The sequence below is a fragment of the Spongiactinospora rosea genome (assembly GCF_003315795.1).
GTDB lineage: Bacteria > Actinomycetota > Actinomycetes > Streptosporangiales > Streptosporangiaceae > Spongiactinospora > Spongiactinospora rosea.
This window is the reverse complement of the sequence record NZ_QMEY01000012.1, coordinates 177,060-196,684: the sequence shown is the minus strand read 5'-3', so window position 1 is coordinate 196,684 and position 19,625 is coordinate 177,060. Positions and strand designations below refer to the sequence as shown.

General features: G+C 69.6%; 17 protein-coding genes. 11 read left to right on the top strand and 6 right to left on the bottom strand.

Annotated elements, in window-relative coordinates:
* Positions 1-90 precede the first annotated feature (90 nt).
* Positions 91-1,110, top strand: a complete 1,020-nt coding sequence (locus DP939_RS25890) for an ABC transporter substrate-binding protein (RefSeq protein WP_113983373.1) — start codon at positions 91-93, stop codon at positions 1,108-1,110.
* Here DP939_RS25890 and DP939_RS25885 read toward each other — a convergent pair.
* On the bottom strand, positions 1,100-2,173 hold the full coding sequence (locus DP939_RS25885; RefSeq protein ID WP_113983423.1) for a PLP-dependent cysteine synthase family protein: 1,074 nt from the start codon (positions 2,171-2,173) through the stop codon (positions 1,100-1,102). The genes DP939_RS25890 and DP939_RS25885 overlap by 11 nt on opposite strands.
* Positions 2,174-2,448: 275 nt before the next feature.
* Here DP939_RS25885 and DP939_RS25880 point away from each other — a divergent pair, with 275 nt between their 5' ends.
* Positions 2,449-3,036 (top strand): sigma-70 family RNA polymerase sigma factor, encoded by a 588-nt coding sequence (locus tag DP939_RS25880; RefSeq protein WP_111166031.1) that lies wholly within the window; start codon positions 2,449-2,451, stop codon positions 3,034-3,036.
* 9 nt (positions 3,037-3,045) lie between these two features.
* On the opposite strand, the gene DP939_RS25875 is transcribed toward DP939_RS25880, so the two are convergent.
* Positions 3,046-3,564: a CGNR zinc finger domain-containing protein gene (locus DP939_RS25875; protein WP_113983372.1), complete on the bottom strand. Its 519-nt coding sequence runs from the start codon at positions 3,562-3,564 to the stop codon at positions 3,046-3,048.
* Positions 3,565-3,647: 83 nt separating this feature from the next.
* On the opposite strand from DP939_RS25875, the gene DP939_RS25870 reads away from it, so the two are divergent.
* Positions 3,648-4,499 carry an alpha/beta fold hydrolase gene (locus DP939_RS25870; RefSeq protein WP_113983371.1) on the top strand — a complete coding sequence of 284 codons (852 nt, stop codon included), beginning with the start codon at positions 3,648-3,650 and terminating at the stop codon, positions 4,497-4,499.
* Between the two features lie 5 nt (positions 4,500-4,504).
* On the opposite strand, the gene DP939_RS45540 is transcribed toward DP939_RS25870, so the two are convergent.
* Positions 4,505-5,455, bottom strand: a complete 951-nt coding sequence (locus DP939_RS45540; protein ID WP_158578693.1) for a sensor histidine kinase — start codon at positions 5,453-5,455, stop codon at positions 4,505-4,507.
* A 53-nt stretch (positions 5,456-5,508) separates the two neighbouring features.
* Positions 5,509-6,345, bottom strand: a complete 837-nt coding sequence (locus tag DP939_RS25855) for a DMT family transporter (RefSeq protein ID WP_113983369.1) — start codon at positions 6,343-6,345, stop codon at positions 5,509-5,511.
* A 95-nt stretch (positions 6,346-6,440) separates the two neighbouring features.
* Here DP939_RS25855 and DP939_RS25850 point away from each other — a divergent pair, with 95 nt between their 5' ends.
* The 3 genes from DP939_RS25850 to DP939_RS25840 all read left to right on the top strand — a co-directional run bounded on the left by DP939_RS25850 (position 6,441) and on the right by DP939_RS25840 (position 8,370).
* Positions 6,441-7,022 carry a helix-turn-helix domain-containing protein gene (locus DP939_RS25850; RefSeq protein ID WP_113983368.1) on the top strand — a complete coding sequence of 194 codons (582 nt, stop codon included), beginning with the start codon at positions 6,441-6,443 and terminating at the stop codon, positions 7,020-7,022.
* 114 nt (positions 7,023-7,136) lie between these two features.
* A complete protein-coding gene (locus tag DP939_RS25845) occupies positions 7,137-7,442 on the top strand; it encodes a hypothetical protein (protein WP_113983367.1) in 306 nt (101 codons plus the stop codon).
* Positions 7,443-7,506: 64 nt separating this feature from the next.
* Complete coding sequence (locus DP939_RS25840) at positions 7,507-8,370, top strand: polysaccharide deacetylase family protein (RefSeq protein ID WP_225878496.1); 864 nt, start codon at positions 7,507-7,509, stop codon at positions 8,368-8,370.
* 1 nt (position 8,371) lies between these two features.
* On the opposite strand, the gene typA is transcribed toward DP939_RS25840, so the two are convergent.
* Entirely contained in the window at positions 8,372-10,225 is a 1,854-nt protein-coding gene (gene typA, locus DP939_RS25835; protein WP_113983365.1) for a translational GTPase TypA, read from the bottom strand.
* Between the two features lie 141 nt (positions 10,226-10,366).
* Here typA and DP939_RS25830 point away from each other — a divergent pair, with 141 nt between their 5' ends.
* From DP939_RS25830 to DP939_RS25815, 4 genes are all read left to right on the top strand, one after another.
* Positions 10,367-11,140: an alpha/beta hydrolase gene (locus DP939_RS25830; RefSeq protein ID WP_113983364.1), complete on the top strand. Its 774-nt coding sequence runs from the start codon at positions 10,367-10,369 to the stop codon at positions 11,138-11,140.
* 65 nt (positions 11,141-11,205) lie between these two features.
* Positions 11,206-13,254 (top strand): phosphate acetyltransferase, encoded by a 2,049-nt coding sequence (pta, locus tag DP939_RS25825; RefSeq protein ID WP_113983363.1) that lies wholly within the window; start codon positions 11,206-11,208, stop codon positions 13,252-13,254.
* Positions 13,255-13,715: 461 nt separating this feature from the next.
* Positions 13,716-14,576 (top strand): coiled-coil domain-containing protein, encoded by an 861-nt coding sequence (locus DP939_RS25820; protein ID WP_113983362.1) that lies wholly within the window; start codon positions 13,716-13,718, stop codon positions 14,574-14,576.
* Positions 14,577-14,658: 82 nt separating this feature from the next.
* Positions 14,659-15,309 (top strand): TetR/AcrR family transcriptional regulator, encoded by a 651-nt coding sequence (locus DP939_RS25815; RefSeq protein WP_113983361.1) that lies wholly within the window; start codon positions 14,659-14,661, stop codon positions 15,307-15,309.
* 186 nt (positions 15,310-15,495) lie between these two features.
* Here DP939_RS25815 and rpoB read toward each other — a convergent pair whose 3' ends face one another.
* Positions 15,496-18,951 (bottom strand): DNA-directed RNA polymerase subunit beta, encoded by a 3,456-nt coding sequence (gene rpoB / locus DP939_RS25810; RefSeq protein ID WP_113983360.1) that lies wholly within the window; start codon positions 18,949-18,951, stop codon positions 15,496-15,498.
* A 260-nt stretch (positions 18,952-19,211) separates the two neighbouring features.
* Between rpoB and DP939_RS25805 the strand changes: the two genes are divergently transcribed.
* Positions 19,212-19,616: a MerR family transcriptional regulator gene (locus DP939_RS25805; protein ID WP_113983359.1), complete on the top strand. Its 405-nt coding sequence runs from the start codon at positions 19,212-19,214 to the stop codon at positions 19,614-19,616.
* Positions 19,617-19,625 lie beyond the last annotated feature (9 nt).

The following is a 19,625-nucleotide window of genomic DNA, read 5'->3' as shown; positions in this document are numbered from 1 at the left end:
GTGACCCCATGGAGTATGCCAGGTAAGGGAAAGCTAATCTCAATGAGGTTAGCCTTACCTTGGTTTTAAGTTCTACGGAGGAAACAGCCGATGAGAGTGTCGCGCGCCCTGCTCGCGTGCCTGGCCGGAGCGGTGCTCAGCGCCGGCCTGTCGGCATGCGGATCGAGCACCCCGCAGGCGGCGCAGCCGGCGTCCACCACCACGGAGTCCCCGGCGTCCCCGGTGTCCCCGGCGGCCTCCTACCCGCGCACGGTCAAGCACGCGATGGGCGAGACGACCATTCCGGCCCAGCCGAAACGAGTGGTGGCGCTGGACCAGAGCTTCGTCGATGCCGTGCTGAGCCTGGAGACCGAGGTCGTCGGGTTCACGACCTACCGGGCCATCGACGAGAAGCTGCCCGACTACCTCGGCGGCGCGCTGCAGAAGTACGGCACGGCGGCCAAGGCGGTGGGCACCCTGGAGGCCCCGAGCCTGGAGCAGGTCATCGCGCTCAAGCCGGACCTGATCGTCTCGGCCAAGGTCCGCCACGAGGCGCTGTACGACAAGCTGTCCAAGATCGCGCCCACGGTGTTCAGCGAGACCACCGGGGCCATCTGGAAGGACAACCTGCGCCTGATGGGCCAGGCCCTCGGCAAGGAGGACCTGGCCGACACCAAGATCAAGCAGTACGAGGACCGGGCCGCCGCGATCGGCAAGGCGATCGGTGAGAAGAACGACGGGAAGCTCCCGACGGTCTCCGTCGTGCGGTTCGCCGGGGAGCCGACCGTGCGCCTGTACGTGGAGAAGTCCTACTCCGGCGTGGTGCTGAAGGACGTTGGCTTCCCGCGTCCCGCCGACCAGCCCACCAGCGACGAGATCGCGGTGAACATCAGCCAGGAGAACATCGCCCAGCTCGACGCCGACCACATCTTCGTGGCGGTCTACCCCGACCCGGCCGTCGACGAGATCAAGCAGAAGTTCGAGGGTAACCCGCTGTGGGGCCGGCTCAAGGGGGAGAAGCACGAGGTCCCGGACCTGACCTGGATGAGCGCGGTGGGCCTGCTCGGCGCCGACGCCATGCTGGACGACCTGGCCACCACCTTCAAGGTGGACCCGGCCACTACCGGCTGAAGAACTCCCGCAGATCGGCGAGATGGGGGCCGATGTCGATGCCGCGCTCGGCGAGCCAGGCGTCGTTGTCGTAAGAGGCGCGGTACCGCTCGCCTCCGTCACAGATCAGCGTCACCACGCTGCCCCGCTCGCCGGTCTGCCGCATCTCGGTGAGGATCCGCACGGCCGCCGCCACGTTGGTGCCGGTGGAGCCGCCGACGTTCAGGCCGGTCACCTCGCGTACCCAGCGCATCGCCGCGATGGACAGCGCGTCCGGCACCTGGATCATGCGGTCGATCACCGAGGGCTGGAACGACGGCTCCACCCGCGGGCGGCCGATGCCCTCGATGCGCGAGCCCGGCGCGGTCGCCGCGTAGTCACCGCCGGTCCAGGCCGGGTAGAAGGCCGAGCCCTCGGGATCCACCACGGCGAGGCGGGTGGCGTGGCGGCGGTAGCGGATGTAGCGGCCGATGGTGGCGGACGTGCCGCCGGTACCCGCGCCGACCACGATCCAGTCGGGCTCGGGATAGCGCTCAAGTTCCATCTGCTGGAAGATGGACTCGGCGATGTTGTTGTTGCCCCGCCAGTCGGTGGCCCGCTCGGCGTAGGTGAACTGGTCCATGAAGTGCCCGCCGGACTCGGCGGCCAGCCGGTGCGACTCCTCGTAGATCGCCGACGGATCCTCGACCAGATGGCATTTGCCGCCATAGAACTCGATCAGGGCGATCTTCTCCGGCGACGTCGACTCCGGCATGACCGCGACGAAGGACAGGCCGAGCAGGCGCGCGAAGTACGCCTCGCTGACGGCGGTCGAGCCGCTGGACGCCTCCACGATGGTCGTTTCCGGACCGATCCAGCCGTTGGCCAGGCCGTACAGGAAAAGCGAGCGGGCAAGCCGGTGTTTGAGTGAACCCGTTGGGTGCACCGACTCGTCTTTCAGGTAGAGGTTTACGTCCCAGCGCGCGGGCAGCGGAAAGACGTGGAGGTGGGTATCACAACTTCTGTGAGCGTCGGCTTCGACCTGGCGGATGGCCTCGGCCACCCAGCGGCGGACCGCGGGGTCGTGACGATCGGCTTGGTGCATGACGACCACGGTAGCCATAGAGCATTCGGTGTGATGCCTGCCACACTTTGCACCGAATCGAGCGGACAGTGTTATCCTAATGAGACTTGCCCGGCCCTTGGTGTGAGTACGTCCGCCGCATGCCCGGGTAACGCTAGACCCCCTGAGCAGGAAAGACTCTTAACGAAACCATTACGGCCTGCCTGGGACCATGACGTAGCCGCCAAAGAAGCGGATGGGCGCGTCATGCCCACCGCCGTGTGGTTACGGGGGGAAGAGTACGAGGGGGATACGACATGATCTCTATGACCGAAGAGCAGCGCCAGGCGTGGTTCGAACGCGACGTCGTGCCCGTCACCGCGCAACTGTACGCATCCGCGATGCGCCTGACCCGCAACTCGGCCGACGCCGAGGACCTCGTGCAGGAGACCGTGGCCAAGGCCTACACCTCGTACCACCAGTTCCGCGAGGGCACCAACCTCAAGGCGTGGCTGCACCGCATCCTGACCAACAACTTCATCAACGACTACCGCAAGAAGCAGCGCTCGCCCAAGCTGTCGGCGACGGAGGACATCGAGGACTGGCAGCTCGCCGCGGCCGAGTCCCACATGTCGACGGGGCTCCGTTCCGCCGAGTCCGAGGCGCTCGACGCGCTGCCCGACAACGTCGTGATGAACGCCCTGCGGTCGCTCCCCGACGAGTTCCGGGAGGCCGTCTACCTGGCCGATGTCGAGGGATTCGCCTACAAGGAGATCGCCGAGCGGATGGGCACGCCCATCGGCACGGTGATGTCCCGCCTGCACCGCGGCCGGCGGCAGCTCCGCGGCATGCTGGAGGGCTACGCCCGCGAGGTCGGCGCGCTGCGCGTCCCGGTGGCCGTGTAGCCCGCCGCCTCACTCCTGCGGCCGGTGCGTCCGCTGGTAGTGCCGCCGGGCCTTCATGCGGTTGCCGCACGCGGCCATGGAGCACCAGCGCGCCCGGTTCGTCTTGCTGCGGTCGAGCAGGAACAACCGACACTCGTCGTTCGCGCACGGCCGTAGCCGCCCGGGGCGCGTCCGCCGCAGCGCGTCCCAGGTCAGCATGACCCTGACGCTCAGCGCCCGCTCGGGCGGTACCTCCAGGGACCACTCAAGGCCCTGTTCTGAAGTGCCCGGGCGGTAACCCACACCGCCGAGAAAGGGCTCCAGCGCGCCCACCGGCAGGTCCCCGCGGACCACCCCTTGCAGCGTGTCCCTGACCTGTCGGACGGCGTCGCGTTCCGCCGCCGACCCGTCACCTCCGCGTTGCCGCAGCCAGGCGCGCGCCTCGGCCGGATCGGCCAGGAGGTCCTGGTGGACCCCGTCGATGATCGGAGTGCTGTTGAGCACGTCCAGAAGCACGTCTTCGTCCGCCGGTGTCGTCGTCTCGAGCATTACCTAACCCCTATAGAGCACTTGACAGGTTAGAGTCGATGATGCTTGAGTCTAACCACTCAACCGATTCTAAGGGGTTAGCCATGGCGACCGTCCACCATCGTTACGCGACCGTGCAGGGCCGGCGGCTGTTCTACCGCGAGGCCGGACCGGCGGACGCGCCCGCGCTCGTCCTGCTGCACGGCTTCCCGACCAGCTCGTTCATGTTCCGCGAGCTCATCCCGGCCCTCGCCGACCGCTACCACGTCATCGCTCCCGACCACCTCGGGTTCGGGCTGTCCGACGCGCCGCCCGCCGAGGAGTTCGGCTACACCTTCGACGCCCTCGCCGACCTGACCGCGGGCCTGCTGGACCAGCTCGGGGTCTCCCGCTACGCCATCTACGTGCAGGACTACGGGGCCCCGGTCGGCTGGCGGCTCGCCCTGAACGACCCCGGCGCGATCACCGCGATCATCACCCAGAGCGGCAACGGCTACGAGGCCGGTTTCGTTCAGGACTTCTGGGGGTTCGTCTGGGACTTCCACCGCGAGCAGACCCCCGAGGCCGAGAAGGCCGTCCTCGCGGGGCTCACCCTGGACGCGATCAAGTGGCAGTACCTGCACGGCGTGCCCGATGAGACCCTGGTCAGCCCGGACACCTGGCACCATGACCACGCCCTGGTCTCCCGCCCCGGCAACGACCGCGTGCAACTGGCCCTGCTGCTGGACTACGCCACGAACCTGCCGCTCTACCCCCGCCTGCACGAATACCTCCGCGAGCACCGGCCGCCCGTGCTCGCCGTCTGGGGCCGGAACGACGAGATCTTCGGCCCGGAAGGCGCCCGCGCCTTCGCCGATGACGTCCCCGACGCCCGGATCCACCTCCTGGACGGCGGCCACTTCCTGCTGGAAAGCCACCTCGCCGACGTGGCCCGGCTGATCAGAGACTTCCTCTGACCCGGTCAGGGCAGGATCATGTGCAGACGGACCCGGAGGATCCCCGCGGTGTGGCGGGTCTCCACGAGGTCGCAGAGCTGGCGGCTGATCCACAGGCCGTAGCCGCGGGGCGACTCCGGGCGGGGCGGCAGGAATCCGGGGAGCGGCAGGTCCAGGCGTCCTCCGGGGTCGGCGATCTCGCAGATGAGCTCGCTGCCCGCGGTCCAGATGGCCACCGAGCCCGAACCGCCGCCGTGTTCCACGGTGTTGGCGGTGATCTCCGACACGCTGAGCACCAGTGAGCCGACGGTGTCCCGGTCCAGGCCCGCGCCCTCGCCCGCCGCCGCGACGACCTGCCGTACCCGGCTCAGGTCGCGCGGCGTGAAGGCGACGACGACGCGGGAGGGCGGGGGCTCGGGGAAGGGCAGCTCGTCGCCGCTGAGCAGGAAGTGCTGCGGCGGGACGTAGCCGCGGCTGAGGTCCAGGCCCTGGCCGTTCAGGGTCCAGGGGTGGGCGCGCATGGCGTCCTCCAGCACCTGCGGGGGCGTCGCCCGCTCGTCGTACAGGCACAGCGCCACGATCGGCGCGTCCGCGAAGGCCAGGTTGATGGCCGCCTCGTACCTGATCCACTCCCGGATGTCGCGTTCCTTGCGCCCGAGCCAGACCGGCTCGCCGACCAGCAGCGTCTGCCGTTTGGCCCACGGCTCGGCGTACTCGTGGTAGGCGGTCAGCGTGCGCGCCGGGTGGGTGTACCAGGTCGTCTTGAGCCGCCGGTCCACCCGGGCCGCGTCCTCGCCCAGCATCTCGGCGAGCAGGTCCAGCATCGGCTGACCGGTCACCACGAGGATGTCGTGGCCTTCCCGCAGCGCCTCGCCGACCAGCGGCAGGACGAGGCGCAGGTAGCTCTCATCGGAGCCGTACGGCGCAGCGATGTGCGCGAACGACCCCGATCCGAAAAGTGCCCGCTCGGGCTGCACGGTGATGAACGTAACAAGTGCCCGCCGATGCTGACAATGTTCGGCGGCCCGGGCTACCCGGTGGCGATCAGCGCGACCGCGGCGAGCGCCATGACCACCCCGCCCACCTGGAGCCCGCGCAGGCGCTCCCGCAGCACGAACCTGGCCAGCAGGATCGTGGTCGCCGGATACAGCGACACCAGGACGGCCACCAGGCTGAGCAGCCCGCGCTGGGCGGCCAGCAGGTAGAGCACGTTGGCGCTCATGTCGAGCACCCCGGCGAACGCGATGATGGGCAGCGCCCGCGGCCCCGGCCGCAGCGTGCGCCGGGTGACCAGGGCGAGCGCCACGACCAGCGTGATCGACACCGTTCTGGCCCCGGCCAGCGGCCACAGCCCGGCGTCGTGCGGGGCCTGGGCGACCAGGACGAAGAAGCCGCCGAACCCCGCGCCCGCGGCGAGCGCGGACAGCAGCGGCGCCGTCGCGGTGGCGGTTGCCGCGCCCTTCGGCCCACGGCTCACCAGCAGTACGGCGGCCAGCGCGAGCACCACCCCGGCCAGCGCGGTGAACGTGGGACGCTCCCCGGACACCAGCCCGAACAGCACCGGCACGGCGGCCGAGGTGGTCGCCGTGGTGGGCGCGACGACCGACATGGTGCCGGAGGCCAGGGCCCGGTAGAACAGCAGCAGCCCGGCCGTGCCCGACATGCCCGCGGCCACGCCCCACAGCAGCGCGTCCACGGAGGGCGAACCGGGCAGCGCGGGCAGCACCGCCGCCACGAGGGCCAGCCCCGAGAACTGCGACAGGACGACGACGGCCAGCAGGCGGGAACGCCTGGTCGCCAGCCCGCCGAAAAAGTCGGCGGTGCCGTACACCAGCGCGCACGCGGTGGCGAGGACGACTGCGGTCAAGGGGGGCTCCGGTTCACTGAGCTGGCCTACTAGTGCAACAAAGTACACCAGAGCAGTGCAATCAACTGCAAATCAGGTTCACTAGAATGCACTGCATGTCCAACGACAACGGGGCGCTCGCCGCGGCCATCGCGAACAACGTGCGGGCACAGCGCGCGCACCGCCGGATGACCCTGGACGAGCTGGCCGCCAGGTCCGGCGTGAGCCGGGGCATGCTGGTCCAGGTCGAGCAGGCCCGGACCAACCCCAGCGTGACCACGCTGGCCCGCATCGGCGACGCGCTCGGCGTCACCGTGGCCCGGCTCGTGGAGGTCGCCGACACCCCGGTGGTCCGGGTGGTCGGCAGCTCGGGGGTGGTCACGTTCCAGCACGGCGAGGGGTCGGCGCGGCTGCTGGTCGGTACCGACGCCCCGGCGATCCTGGAACTGTGGGACTGGCGGCTCGCCCCGGGGGAGCACCACGACGGCGACGCGCACCCTGCGGGCACCCGCGAGATGATCACCGTGATCGAGGGCGAGCTGACCCTGACCGTGCTCGGCCAGGACTACCACGTCGGCACGGACGAAGCCGCCCTGTTCAGCGCCGACCGCCCGCACCGCTACGCCAACCGCGGCGCCACCACCTGCCGTTTCATGATGGTCGTCACCGAGCCCGCCGAGCTTCCCGACCGTCGCTAGTGGGGCGTCTCACGCGTTCGATTACGATCGGGTAGCAACCGGGCCGGTAAGGCGAACTCGGGCCTCGATGGTGGGTACATCACTCTCTGTGCAAGACGCGGGAGTTGGCCGCTGGTGACTGAGGCCCAAGCGGCGATAGGAAAGCTCCGGGCCGAGCTGATCGGTCTGGGAGTCACCGACGCGTACGAGGTCTGCGATGACTCCACGCTCTCGGTGTGGATCGGACTCGTGGTGAGCTTCCGCGACGGAAGCTACCGCTGGCGGGAGGGGCCGGTCCGGCACCACCACTCCGGCAGCGATCCGGTCGGATGTGCCGTCCGGGTGGCGCGTCGTTACGCCGAACTGCAGGCCGATGTCCCACCATGGTGGGAGGACCTGGCCAGAATTCTGCGGGGGGAGTCGGCCCAGGACTATCCATGACACCCCGCCGGGCTTTCGGCCGCCCCCCACCGCCGGCCCACACCAACCAGCAAGGGCGGCCCCGGTGTTGTGGAGCAAAAAGATCATTGCGGCATTGGTGGTGGTGTCGATCGCCGGGTGTGGGGGTGGTGGGCAGAAGGCGGAGAAGGAAGAGCGGGCCGTGGGGCGGGTGGAAGAGGTGATTCCGCCGCATGAGCTGGCCGAGCGGCTGGCCGCCGTGCAGCCCGAGTGGCCCACCGCGTTCGGTGCGTTCCGGCCGCGGGCGCTCGACTGCGCCGCGCTCAAGTGCGTGGCGCTGACCTTCGACGACGGCCCTTACCGCTACACCGCCAAGCTGCTGGACATGCTCGCCGAGCATCAGGCCAAGGCCACCTTCTTCGTGGTCGGCCGGATGGTGGCCGCCAGTGGCGCGGCCGGGTTGCGGCGGATGGTGGCCGAGGGCCATGAGGTGGGCAATCACACCTGGGACCACGCGATGCTCACCGACCTGCGCAGACCCTTGATCGAGGCCGAGCTGCGCCGGACCCAGCAGATCGTGCGCAGCGCCACGGGCACCCGGATGCGGATCATGCGCCCGCCGTACGGCGCGACGAACCGCCTGGTGGCGCGGGTGGCCGAGGGCCACGGGCTCGCGCAGATCCTTTGGGACGTCGACACGGTCGACTGGCGGGACCGCCGCCCCGCCCTGATCACGCGCCGCGCCGTCGCCGCCCCGCCCGGGACGATCGTGCTGCTGCACGACATCCACCGCACCACGGTCGAGGCGGCCCCGCGCATCCTGTCCGAACTCGCCCGCGCCGGTTACACCTTCGTCACCGTCTCCGAACTCCTCGGCGACCACATGCCCGGCCCCGGCCGCCTCTACCCCGACCGCAGCGAACGCGAGCTGAGGAACGCGGCCGACCGCCCCGCGGCCGGCCGCCCCTAGGTCAGCCCCCGCGCTTGGCGCGGGCGGCCAGCCGCCCGCGGGTCGGCGCGTCGAGGATCACCTTGCGGATGCGCACGGTCTCCGGCGTGACCTCCACGCACTCGTCGTCGCGGATGAACTCCAGCGCCTGCTCCAGCGTGAGCACCCGGGGCGGGATCACCTTCTCGGTCTCCTCCGAGGTGGAGGCCCGCATGTTGGTGAGCTTCTTCTCCTTGGTGATGTTGACGTCCATGTCGTCGGCCCGGGAGTTCTCCCCGATGATCATGCCTTCGTAGACGTCGGTGCCGGGCCCGGCGAACAGCGAGCCGCGCTCCTGGAGGTTGAGCATCGCGAACGCGGTCACCGACCCGGCCCGGTCGGCCACCAGCGAGCCGGAACTACGGGTGCGCAGCTCGCCGAACCACGGCTCGTAGTCGTCGAAGACGTGGTGGACCAGGCCGGTGCCCCGGGTCTCGGTCAGGAACTCGGTACGGAAGCCGATCAGCCCCCGGGCGGGCACCAGGAACTCCATCCTGATCCACCCGGTGCCGTGGTTGGTCATCTGCTCCATCCGGCCCTTGCGGACCGCCAGCAGCTGGGTGACCGCCCCCAGGTACTCCTCCGGGCAGTCGACCGTCAGCCGCTCGACCGGCTCGTGCACCTTGCCGTCGATCACCCGGGTGACCACCTGCGGCTTGCCGACCGTCAGCTCGTAGCCCTCGCGGCGCATCTGCTCGACCAGGATGGCCAGCGCCAGCTCGCCACGCCCCTGGACCTCCCAGGTGTCGGGCCGCTCGGTGGGGATCACCCGCAGCGAGACGTTGCCGACCAGCTCGCGCTCCAGCCGGTCCTTCACCATGCGGGCGGTGACCTTGGCCCCCTTGACCCGGCCGACCAGCGGCGAGGTGTTGGTGCCGATGGTCATCGAGATGGCCGGCTCATCGACCGTGATCAGCGGCAGCGGACGCGGATCGTCGGGGTCGGCCAGCGTCTCGCCGATCATGATCTCGGGGATGCCGGCGATGGCGATGATGTCGCCGGGACCGGCCTCCTCGGCGGGCTTGCGCTCCAGCGCCTCGGTCATCAGCAGCTCGCTGATCTTGACCTTCTCCAGCGAGCCGTCGGTCCGGCACCAGGTGACCTGCTGGCCCTTCTTGATCGTGCCCTGGTGGACCCGGCACAGCGCGATCCGGCCCAGGTAGCTGGAGGCGTCGAGGTTGGTGACGTGGGCCTGGAGCGGGGCGGCGGGGTCGTAGACCGGCGCGGGGATGGTCTCCATGATCGTGGAGAACAGCGGCTCCAGGTCGGGCGAGTCGGGCATGCCGCCGTCGTCCGGGCGTGCCATGCCCGCCCGGCCCGCCTTGGCCGAGGCGTAGACGATCGGGAAGTCGATCTGCTCCTCGGTCGCGTCGAGGTCGAGGAACAGCTCGTACGTCTCGTCCACGACCTCGGCGATCCGGGCGTCGGGACGGTCGACCTTGTTGACGCACAGGATGACCGGCAGTTTGGCGGCCAGCGCCTTGCGCAGCACGAACCTGGTCTGCGGCAGCGGCCCCTCGGACGCGTCGACCAGCAGCACCACGCCGTCGACCATGGAAAGGCCGCGCTCGACCTCGCCGCCGAAGTCGGCGTGGCCGGGCGTGTCGATGATGTTAATGGTCACGTCACCGTGTCGTACCGCGGTGTTCTTGGCGAGAATGGTGATGCCCTTCTCGCGTTCGAGGTCGCCGGAGTCCATGACCCGGTCTTCGACGTCCTGGTTGGCCCGGAACGCTCCGGACTGCCAGAGCATGGCGTCCACCAGCGTGGTCTTGCCGTGGTCGACATGCGCGATGATCGCTATGTTCCGCAGGTCGTCGCGGCTCTGCATAGGCATGATGGAGTCTCGCTCTGTGATCGGGAATCGGCCGCGGACCCTTGCGGCAGCACTATTTTAGTTGATCCTGACGCCCTCTTCGGTGTGTCCTCCGACACCCGGTCCACCTGCGCCGACGCGGGCCTTCCTACACTCGACCCCATGCCGCTCGCCCCGCACTTCCACGCGATGCTCCGCACCAAGGACGGCGTGCGGATCGACGCCGCGCACACACCGCCCCGCGACACCGCCGAACGGCGGGCCGACCTGGGCGTCGTACTGGCGCACGGCTTCACCGGAGGCTGGCGGAACGGCACCGCGCGGCGCATCGCGCACGTGTTCAGCGGCTTCGGCGGGGTGGTGTGCTTCGACTTCCGCGGGCACGGCAGGTCCGGCGGCACGTCCACGGTGGGCGACCTGGAGGTGCTCGATCTCGACTCCGCCGTCCGGCACGCCAGGAGCATCGGCTACCGGCGGATCGCCGTGGTCGGGTTCTCGATGGGCGCGGCGGTCGCCGTACGCCACGCGGGCCTGCACGGCGGTGTGGACGCCGTGGTCGCGGTGAGCGGCCCCGCCCGCTGGTACTACCGGGGCACCCGGCCGATGCGGCAGGTCCACTGGGCGATCGAGCGGCCGTTCGGCCGGCTCATCGCCCGCGTCGCCAAGCGGACCAGGATCGCCCGCGGCCCGTGGGACCCGATCCCGCTGTCCCCGCACGAGGCCGCCCCGCTGATCAGCCCCACGCCGCTGCTGGTCGTCCACGGCGACCGGGACGCGTTCTTCCCGATCGAGCACGCCCACCAGCTCTACGGGGCCGCCCGCGAGCCGAAGGAGCTGTGGATCGAGCCCGGCTACGGCCATGCGGAGACCGCGGCCACCCCAGGGCTCATCCGGCGCATCGGCGGATGGATCCGGACGACTCTTACCGAGGCTTGAACAACCCGGACGGTTCACCCCACTTCCCTGCGGCAATCCTCACAGGGTTCACCGGGGGAGTGCCGATGCGGAGCATCTACGTTGCGGGGGTCGGTCCAAAGGCCGGGCGCGACCTCGTCGAGCTCGGGCTGATGGAACTGCTGTCGCACCGTGTGGAGCGGATCGCCGTGTGCCGGCCGATCGCCTGCGCGGGCGACGGCGACGATCATGGCGTGGAACTGCTCCGCAGCCGCTACCTGGTCGCCGGCTACGCCCGTGGGATGACGCGGGAGGAGGCCACGGAGATCCCGGAGGAGAAGCTGGTCGCCCGGCTCGCCGACGGCGTGCGCACGGCCGGTGAGGGCTGTGCCGCCCTGCTGGTGCTGGGCTGCGGGGAGCGGGCCGTACCGGGCCGTCCCGACCTGGACGCCGAGCTGGCGGCCGAACTGGACGCGCCGGTGGTCGCGGTCGTGGCGGCGGGCGGCATGCGCGCTGAGAAGGTCGCCGCGGCGCTGCGGGACGCGCACGCGTCCTTCGCCAGGCACGGCTGCCAGGTGCTCGCGATGATCGCCAACCGGGTCACCTACGCCGGGTCCATCCCGGCCGACCTGCCGGTGCCCTGGTACGTGATCCCCGAGCACCCGCGCCTGGCCGCCCCCACCGTGGGCCAGGCCGCCGAGGCCACCCGCGCCACGCTGGTGCAGGGCAACGCCGAGGGCCTGCTGCGCGACGTCCTCGGCTACGTGTTCGGCGGCGCGAGCCTGCCGATCTTCCTGAACGACCTGCGCGAGGGCGCGCTGGTGGTCTCCCCGGGCGACCGGGCCGACGTACTGCTCGGCGCGCTGGCCGCCGGGGCGGCCGGGACCGCGCGGCCCGCCGGGGTGGTCCTCACGCTCGGTGAGAAGCCGCCGCCCAACGTGCGCGGCCTGACCGCGCGGCTGGCCCCCGAGATCCCGGTGCTGTCCGCGCCCCCCGACAGCTTCACCGCCGCCGCGATGCTGTCCGGCCTGCGCGGCCGGATCACCCCGGACAACCCGCGCAAGGTCGAGACCGCGCTCGGGCATTTCACCGCGCACGTGGACACCTCCGCCCTCGCCGCCCGGATGGACCTCGTCCCCGACGGCGGGGTCACCCCGCAGATGTTCACCCACCGGCTCACCGTGCGGGCCGCCGCCGTGCGCAGGCACATCGTGCTGCCGGAGGGGTCCGACGAGCGCGTACTGGCCGCCGCCGACACGATCGTGCGGCGCGGCATCGCCGAGGTGACCCTGCTGGGCCAGAAGGAGGAGGTCCGGCGGCGGGCCCGGGTGCTGGGCCTGGACCTGCACGCCGTACGCGTCATCGACCCGGTCACCTCGCCGCTGCGGGAGACCTTCGCCGAGACGTACGGCATGCTGCGCGACCACAAGTCCGTGAGCCACCGCAGGGCCAGGGACGTGCTGACCGACCCCGTCTTCTTCGGCGCGATGATGACGCAGGCGGGCATGGTCCACGGCATGGTCACCGGCGCCACCCACCCCACGGCGGGCACGCTGACCGCCGCCTTCCAGATCATCAGGACCGCGCCGGGCACGCGCGCGGTCTCCTCGGTCTGCTTCGCCTGCCTGCCGCACCAGGTGCTGGTGTACGGCGACTGCGCGGTGCACGACGAGCCCGACGACGCCCGGCTGGCGGAGATCGCCATCGCCTCGGCGGTCACCGCGGAGCGCTTCGGCATCGAGGCGCGGGTCGCGATGCTGTCCTACTCGGCCGGGCCGTACGGGGCGGGGGCCGACGCCGACAAGGTGCGCAGGGCCACCGAGATGGTCCGGACCCGCGCCCCCGGGCTGCCCGTGGAGGGCCCGATCCACTTCGACGCGGCGGTGGACGAGCGGGTCGCGGCGGTGAAGTCGCCGGGGTCGGCGGTGGCCGGGCGGGCCACCGTGCTGGTCTTCCCGGACCTGGACAGCGCGGAGAGCGCCTGCACCGCGGTACGGCGGTCGGCGGGCGGCCTGGTCATCGGGCCCATCCTGCAGGGACTCCGCCAGCCGGTGAACGACCTGCCGCGCAACGCCACGGTGGAGGAGATCATCCACACGGTGGCCATCACCGTGATCCAGGCTCAGGGCGGTATCCGTAGAAATACCGATCAATAACACCGAACCTTTTCGGCGTTATGGACGTCTACCTTCAGCGTAGGGAACGACTCCTCCGGGCGTGCCCCGAACGGTGACCGCGCCGCCTCCGCGGCCCGCCGGGGTGATCCGTGAGGAGCCGGAGGTCCGGGCCCAGCGTCGCGGGGGCGCGCTGGGCAGGGCTCGCCGGTGTGCCGTACGGCGGCGCGCGGATCTGTCACAGGTACTGTCACAGGTTCCGCGCGCCGCGTTCGTACCTCTCTGTCACTGATTCCGCACCGAATTTGCCTCTCCCTAATTCGGACAAACAGCGCTAAACTTCCCCAAACCTCTCCAAAGGGTGCGCTGGTTCCCCCGTTCTTGTGGCAGGCCCAATGATCACCTTCTATAGTTTCGGTGCGTCTGCGCGGAAGTCGTTCCGAGGGGAGGATGGCGTGAGATCAGGCCGCCGTCCTTTCGCATTCGCGGCCGTCCTCTCCGCCATGATCCTCACCACCACACTTCCCGGCGCGGGCGCCGCCGTCGCCCCCAAACCGAAACCCCAGGCCGAGCTGAAAAAGCTCACCCAGCAGGCCGCGTCGCTGAACAAGCGCTACCGCGGCCAGATACAAGACCTTGAGGAGGTCCGGGTCCGGGCCAAGAAGGCCAACGACCGGGCGGGCGGCCTCAAGCGCGAGCTGGCCAGGGCCGAGCGCGAGGTCACCGAGATCGCCCAGACCACCTACATGGGCGGCTCGCTCGACGCGGTCCAGCTCATCGGGGCCGCCGACGTCTCCTCGGTGCTCGGCCCCGCCGCGATGGTCTCCCATCTGTCCAGCGAGCGGGCGCGCAAGCTACAGCGGGTCCAGGAGCTGATCGCCGACTCCAAGAAGGCCAGGCAGCAGGCCGACCAGAAGATCGAGGACCTGAAGAAGGAGATCGAGGCGCTGAAGCGCAAGCGCCGGTCGATCGAGCGGCTGCTGGCCAAATACGGCTTCCAGACCCCGTCGGGCGGCGACGGGCTCACCCCCCGCATGGTGTCGATCCGCAACGCCATTCTCGCGGAGTTCCCCATGCCCTACGGTTACGGCTGCCTGCGCCCCGGCGACCCCGGCGAACACGGCAGCGGCCGGGCCTGTGACTTCATGATGAGCCGGGGCACCATGCCCGGGCAGGTGGACAGCGAACGCGGCGACGCCCTCGCCCAGTGGTGCATTCAGAACGGCCCGCGACTGGGCATCATGTACATCATCTGGAAGCAGCGCTACTACGATGTGCGCACGGGCGCCGGTTGGCGTCCCATGTCCGATCGCGGCGGCATCACCGCCAATCACTGGGACCACGTGCACGTTTCCGTCTTCTAGTCGCGTCCTGGCCGCGGAGCCTCTCCGACTATTGTTGGTCACTTTCCGCCACGGAACTCCGCGCAACAGACATGATTGGTCCATGACGAACGTCTCCGGAGAAACATTGCGTCGCCGCCCGGCCCAACGGCGCAGTGTCGAACGCGTGGAACGAATGCTGGACGAATGCGCCCGCCTGCTCGACGAGCACGGCTACGACGCACTCACCACCAAGGAGGTCGCCCGGCGCGCGGGCGTCCCGATCGGCACTTTCTACCAGTTCTTTCCCGACAAACAAGGGCTGGTCAGAGCCCTCGCCCTGCGAAATCTAGAGGCCTTCCTCGAACGGATCGCCGCCGAACTCGCCATCGCCGACCTCGCCCACTGGACCGACGTGGCCGATCTGGCCATCGACGAATTCGTCGAGATGAAAAGGAGCACGCCAGGCTTCTCCGTCGTCGACTTCGGCGAGGTGCTCACCGCCCCGGGCGGCCCGGTGCTGCGCGGCAGCGAGCGCATGCTCGACGCCGCGCTGGAGAACAACGCCGTGGTGGCCGACCGGCTGCGCGGCCTCACCATCGAACGCCTGGGCGCCCCGCCCGGACCCAACCTCGACCGCGCGTTACTGGTCGCGGTCGAGGCCGCGGACGTGGTGCTGAAACTCGCCTTCCGGGTCCATCCAGCCGGAGACCCTGAACTGATCGCCGAGTGCAAGCACCTGGTCCGGTGCTACCTGTCCGACCATCTGCCATGACCACCGCATCCTGAACGGCCGGCCGATCCGTGCCCTGACCTCGCCGTCGAGCCACAGCTCCGGCGTGCCGGGGACGACCCCCACGATCGGTGGCCCGGTACTCCACGCATCGCCCGCGCGGGCCGCGCCGGAAGGCGGCCGCCTTCTCCTCCGGCGCGCGCCCACAGCCGCGGGGTCGCCCGGCCCTCAGACCTCCTCGACGCTGCTCGGCTCCCGCCGGGACAGGTCGATGCCCAGCTCCTCGGCCGCGCGGAAGACGTCTTCGTCGGTGTCGCGCATCTCGATGGACATGCCGTCGGCGGACAGCACCTCGACGTTGAGGCACAGCGACTGCATTTCCTTGATCAGCACCTTGAAGGATTCCGGGATGCCCGGCTCGGGGATGTTCTCCCCCTTGACGATCGCCTCGTAGACCTTCACCCGGCCGCTCACATCGTCGGACTTGATGGTCAGCAGCTCCTGCAGGGCGTAGGCCGCGCCGTACGCCTCCAGCGCCCACACCTCCATCTCACCGAACCGCTGCCCGCCGAACTGCGCCTTACCGCCCAGCGGCTGCTGAGTGATCATCGAGTACGGGCCGGTGGACCGCGCGTGGATCTTGTCGTCCACCAGGTGCAGCAGCTTCAGAATGTAGATGTAACCGACCGAGATCGGGTGCGGGAACGGCTCCCCGGAACGCCCGTCGAACAGCCGCGCCTTGCCGGTCCGCTCCACCATCCGGTCCCCGTCGCGATTGGGGGCGGTACTGCCGAGCAGCCCGATGATCTCCTCTTCGCGGGCGCCGTCGAAGACCGGGGTGGCGAGCTTGGCACGCGGCCCGACCTGGCCGAAGCCCTTGTCGCGCAGCCGCTCGGCCCACGCCTCCTCCACACCGGAGAGGTCCCAGCCGCGGGCGGCGACCCACCCCAGGTGAGTCTCCAGGACCTGCCCGACGTTCATCCGGCCGGGCACCCCGAGCGGGTTGAGAATGATGTCCACCGGCGTGCCGTCCTCAAGGAACGGCATGTCCTCCACCGGCAGGATCTTGGAGATCACGCCCTTGTTGCCGTGCCGGCCGGCCAGCTTGTCACCGTCGGTGATCTTGCGCTTCTGCGCCACGTGCACCCGGACCAGCTCGTTGACCCCCGGCGGGAGGTCGTCACCGTCGTCACGGGAGAACACCCGCACCCCGATCACCGTGCCGTGCTTGCCGTGCGGCACCTTCAGCGAGGTGTCACGGACCTCCCGGGCCTTCTCCCCGAAGATCGCGCGCAGCAGCCGCTCCTCCGGCGTCAGCTCGGTCTCGCCCTTCGGCGTCACCTTGCCGACCAGGATGTCGCCCGGCACGACCTCGGCCCCGATCCGGATGATCCCGCGCTCGTCCAGATCGGAAAGCGCCTCCTCGGAGACGTTGGGGATGTCGCGGGTGATCTCCTCGGCGCCCAGCTTGGTGTCCCGGGCGTCGACCTCGTGCTCCTCGATGTGGACCGAGGACAGCACGTCGTCCTGGACCAGCCGCTGGGACAGGATGATCGCGTCCTCGTAGTTGTGGCCCTCCCAGGGCATGAACGCCACCAGCAGGTTCTTGCCCAGCGCCATCTCACCCTGGTCGGTGGACGGCCCGTCGGCGATCACCTGACCGGCCCCGACCCGCGCGCCCTCGTCCACCACCGGCTTCTGGTTGAACGAGGTGCCCTGGTTGGAGCGCTGGAACTTCGCCACCCGGTACGTCGTGCGGGTGGCGTCGTCGTTCATCACGGTCACGTAGTCGGCGGAGACCTCCTCGACCACCCCGGCCTTCTCGGCGAGGATCACGTCCCCCGTGTCGGTCGCCGCGCGGTACTCCATGCCGGTGCCGACCAGCGGGGCCTCGCTGCGCAGCAGCGGCACCGACTGGCGCTGCATGTTCGCGCCCATCAACGCCCGGTTGGCGTCGTCGTGCTCCAGGAAGGGGATCATCGCGGTCGCCACCGACACCATCTGCCGGGGCGACACGTCGAGGTAGTCCACCTCGGCCGAGCGGACGTGCTCGAACTCCCCGCCCTTGCGCCGGACCAGCACCCGGTTCTCGGCGAAGCCGCCGTCCGGCGTCAGCGCGGTGTTCGCCTGGGCGATGACGTAGCGGTCCTCCTCGTCGGCCCCCAGGTAGTCGATCCGCTCGGTGACCTTGCCGTCCTCGACCTTGCGGTACGGGGTCTCCATGAACCCGAAGGGGTTGAGCCGGCCGAAGCACGCGAGGTAGCCGATCAGCCCGATGTTGGGGCCTTCCGGCGTCTCGATCGGGCACATCCGGCCGTAGTGGGACGGATGTACGTCACGGACCTCCATGCCCGCCCGCTCCCGGGACAGCCCGCCGGGGCCCAGCGCGTTCAGCCGCCGCTTGTGCGTCAGCCCGGCGAGGGGGTTGATCTGGTCCATGAACTGCGAGAGCTGCGAGGTGCCGAAGAACTCCTTCATCGACGCCACGACCGGGCGGATGTTGATCAGGGTCTGCGGCGTGATCGCCTCGACGTCCTGGGTGGTCATCCGCTCACGGACCACCCGCTCCATCCGGGCCAGGCCCAGCCGGACCTGGTTCTGGATCAGCTCGCCGACGTTGCGCACCCGGCGGTTGCCGAAGTGGTCGATGTCGTCGACCTCCACGACCAGTTCGCCCATCGACGTCTCCCCGGCGTGCAGCCGGACCAGGTAGTCGATCATCGAGACGATGTCGTCCTCGGTGAGCGTGCCCTGGGTGATCTCGGAGTCGACGCCCAGCTTCTTGTTGATCTTGTAGCGGCCGACCTTCGCCAGGTCGTACCGCTTGGGGTTGAAGTAGAGGTTTTCGAGGAGCGTCTGCGCCGACTCCTTGGTCGGCGGCTCGCCCGGCCGCAGCTTGCGGTAGATGTCGAGCAGCGCGTCGTCCTGGCCGGCCGTGTGGTCCTTCTCCAGGGTCGCCCGCATCGACTCGAATTGACCGAACCGCTCAATGATCCGATCATTCGTCCAGCCCAGCGCCTTCAGCAGCACCGTCACCGGCTGCTTGCGCTTCCGATCGACCCGGACCCCCACGTTGTCGCGCTTGTCGATCTCGAACTCCAGCCACGCGCCGCGCGACGGGATCACCTTGCATCCGTACAGATCCTTGTCGGACGTCTTGTCGATCGTCCGCTCGAAATAGACGCCCGGCGAGCGGAGCAACTGCGAGACCACGACCCGCTCGGTGCCGTTGACGATGAACGTGCCTTTCGCCGTCATGAGCGGGAAGTCGCCCATGAACACCGTCTGGCTCTTGATCTCACCCGTGTTGTTGTTGATGAACTCCGCCGTGACGAACATCGGCGCGGAGAAGGTCATGTCCTTGTCCTTGCATTCGTCGACCGAATGCTTCGGCGGCTCGAACCGGTGATCGCGGAACGACAGGGACATGGTTCCGGAGAAGTCCTCGATGGGACTGATCTCGTCAAAGATCTCTTCGAGAGCGGACTGGGCCGGAACGTCCTTGCGTCCGGCCTGGCGGGCCGCCTCGACCCGGGCCTTCCATCTCTCGTTCCCGAGCAGCCAGTCGAACGACTCGATCTGGAGAGCGAGGAGGTCGGGGACTTCGAGAGGTTCGTGGATGCGTGAAAAGGAGACGCGACGGGGACCGATGGGCGCGGAGGAGGCGTTGCGCGAGGCTGCCAACAGATGTCCTTCCGGAGGGCTCGGATGGAATCGAACTGCGCGCACGCCAAACGCCCCGGAAATCCGGGGCGTCGAGAAGCGGCGCGAGGGGGCAGCATAGCGCAAAGTGCAAACGAAAGTCCACACTTACTATTAGTGTCAACCTCGGTGCCGCCATCAGCATCTCACGGCGGGGTGCCCGCGTCAACTTTCCCGCCGATCCTTCGTCGCCGCGAGGTGGAGTTTGACCTGGAGTGCGCTCCAGGTGGAATGCTGCGACGGTGGAAACCTACACACCGGCTCAGGTGGTCGAGCGGACCGGGTTCAGCCTCGACACCTTGCGTTACTACGAGCGGATCGGGCTGCTGGAGCCGATCATGCGCAACGCCGCGGGGCAGCGGCGGTTCGTCGATCGGGATCTGAACTGGCTGAGCATGGTCCGGTGCCTGCGGGACACCGGGATGCCGATCGCGGAGATGCTGAGGTTCGCGGAGCTGACCCGGGCGGGCGATCACACGATCGCCGACCGGGTGGCCCTGCTGGCCCGGCACGACCGGCGGGTGGAGGACCGGCTCGGCCATCTGCGGGCGCAGCAGCAGGCGATCAAGAGCAAGATCTCCTGGTACCAGGACATCCTGAAGGTCACCGAGACGGTGGAGGCCGCCCCCGCCCCCGTCACCGTCTGAGACCCGGAC

Coding starts and splice junctions, on each gene's coding strand:
- DP939_RS25890 (WP_113983373.1), top strand. CDS start 91: ATGAGAGTGTCGCGCGCCCTGCTCGCGTGCCTGGCCGGAGCGGTGCTC.
- DP939_RS25885 (WP_113983423.1), bottom strand. CDS start 2,173: ATGCACCAAGCCGATCGTCACGACCCCGCGGTCCGCCGCTGGGTGGCC.
- DP939_RS25880 (WP_111166031.1), top strand. CDS start 2,449: ATGATCTCTATGACCGAAGAGCAGCGCCAGGCGTGGTTCGAACGCGAC.
- DP939_RS25875 (WP_113983372.1), bottom strand. CDS start 3,564: ATGCTCGAGACGACGACACCGGCGGACGAAGACGTGCTTCTGGACGTG.
- DP939_RS25870 (WP_113983371.1), top strand. CDS start 3,648: ATGGCGACCGTCCACCATCGTTACGCGACCGTGCAGGGCCGGCGGCTG.
- DP939_RS25850 (WP_113983368.1), top strand. CDS start 6,441: ATGTCCAACGACAACGGGGCGCTCGCCGCGGCCATCGCGAACAACGTG.
- typA (WP_113983365.1), bottom strand. CDS start 10,225: ATGCCTATGCAGAGCCGCGACGACCTGCGGAACATAGCGATCATCGCG.
- DP939_RS25830 (WP_113983364.1), top strand. CDS start 10,367: ATGCCGCTCGCCCCGCACTTCCACGCGATGCTCCGCACCAAGGACGGC.
- pta (WP_113983363.1), top strand. CDS start 11,206: ATGCGGAGCATCTACGTTGCGGGGGTCGGTCCAAAGGCCGGGCGCGAC.
- DP939_RS25820 (WP_113983362.1), top strand. CDS start 13,716: ATGATCCTCACCACCACACTTCCCGGCGCGGGCGCCGCCGTCGCCCCC.
- DP939_RS25815 (WP_113983361.1), top strand. CDS start 14,659: ATGACGAACGTCTCCGGAGAAACATTGCGTCGCCGCCCGGCCCAACGG.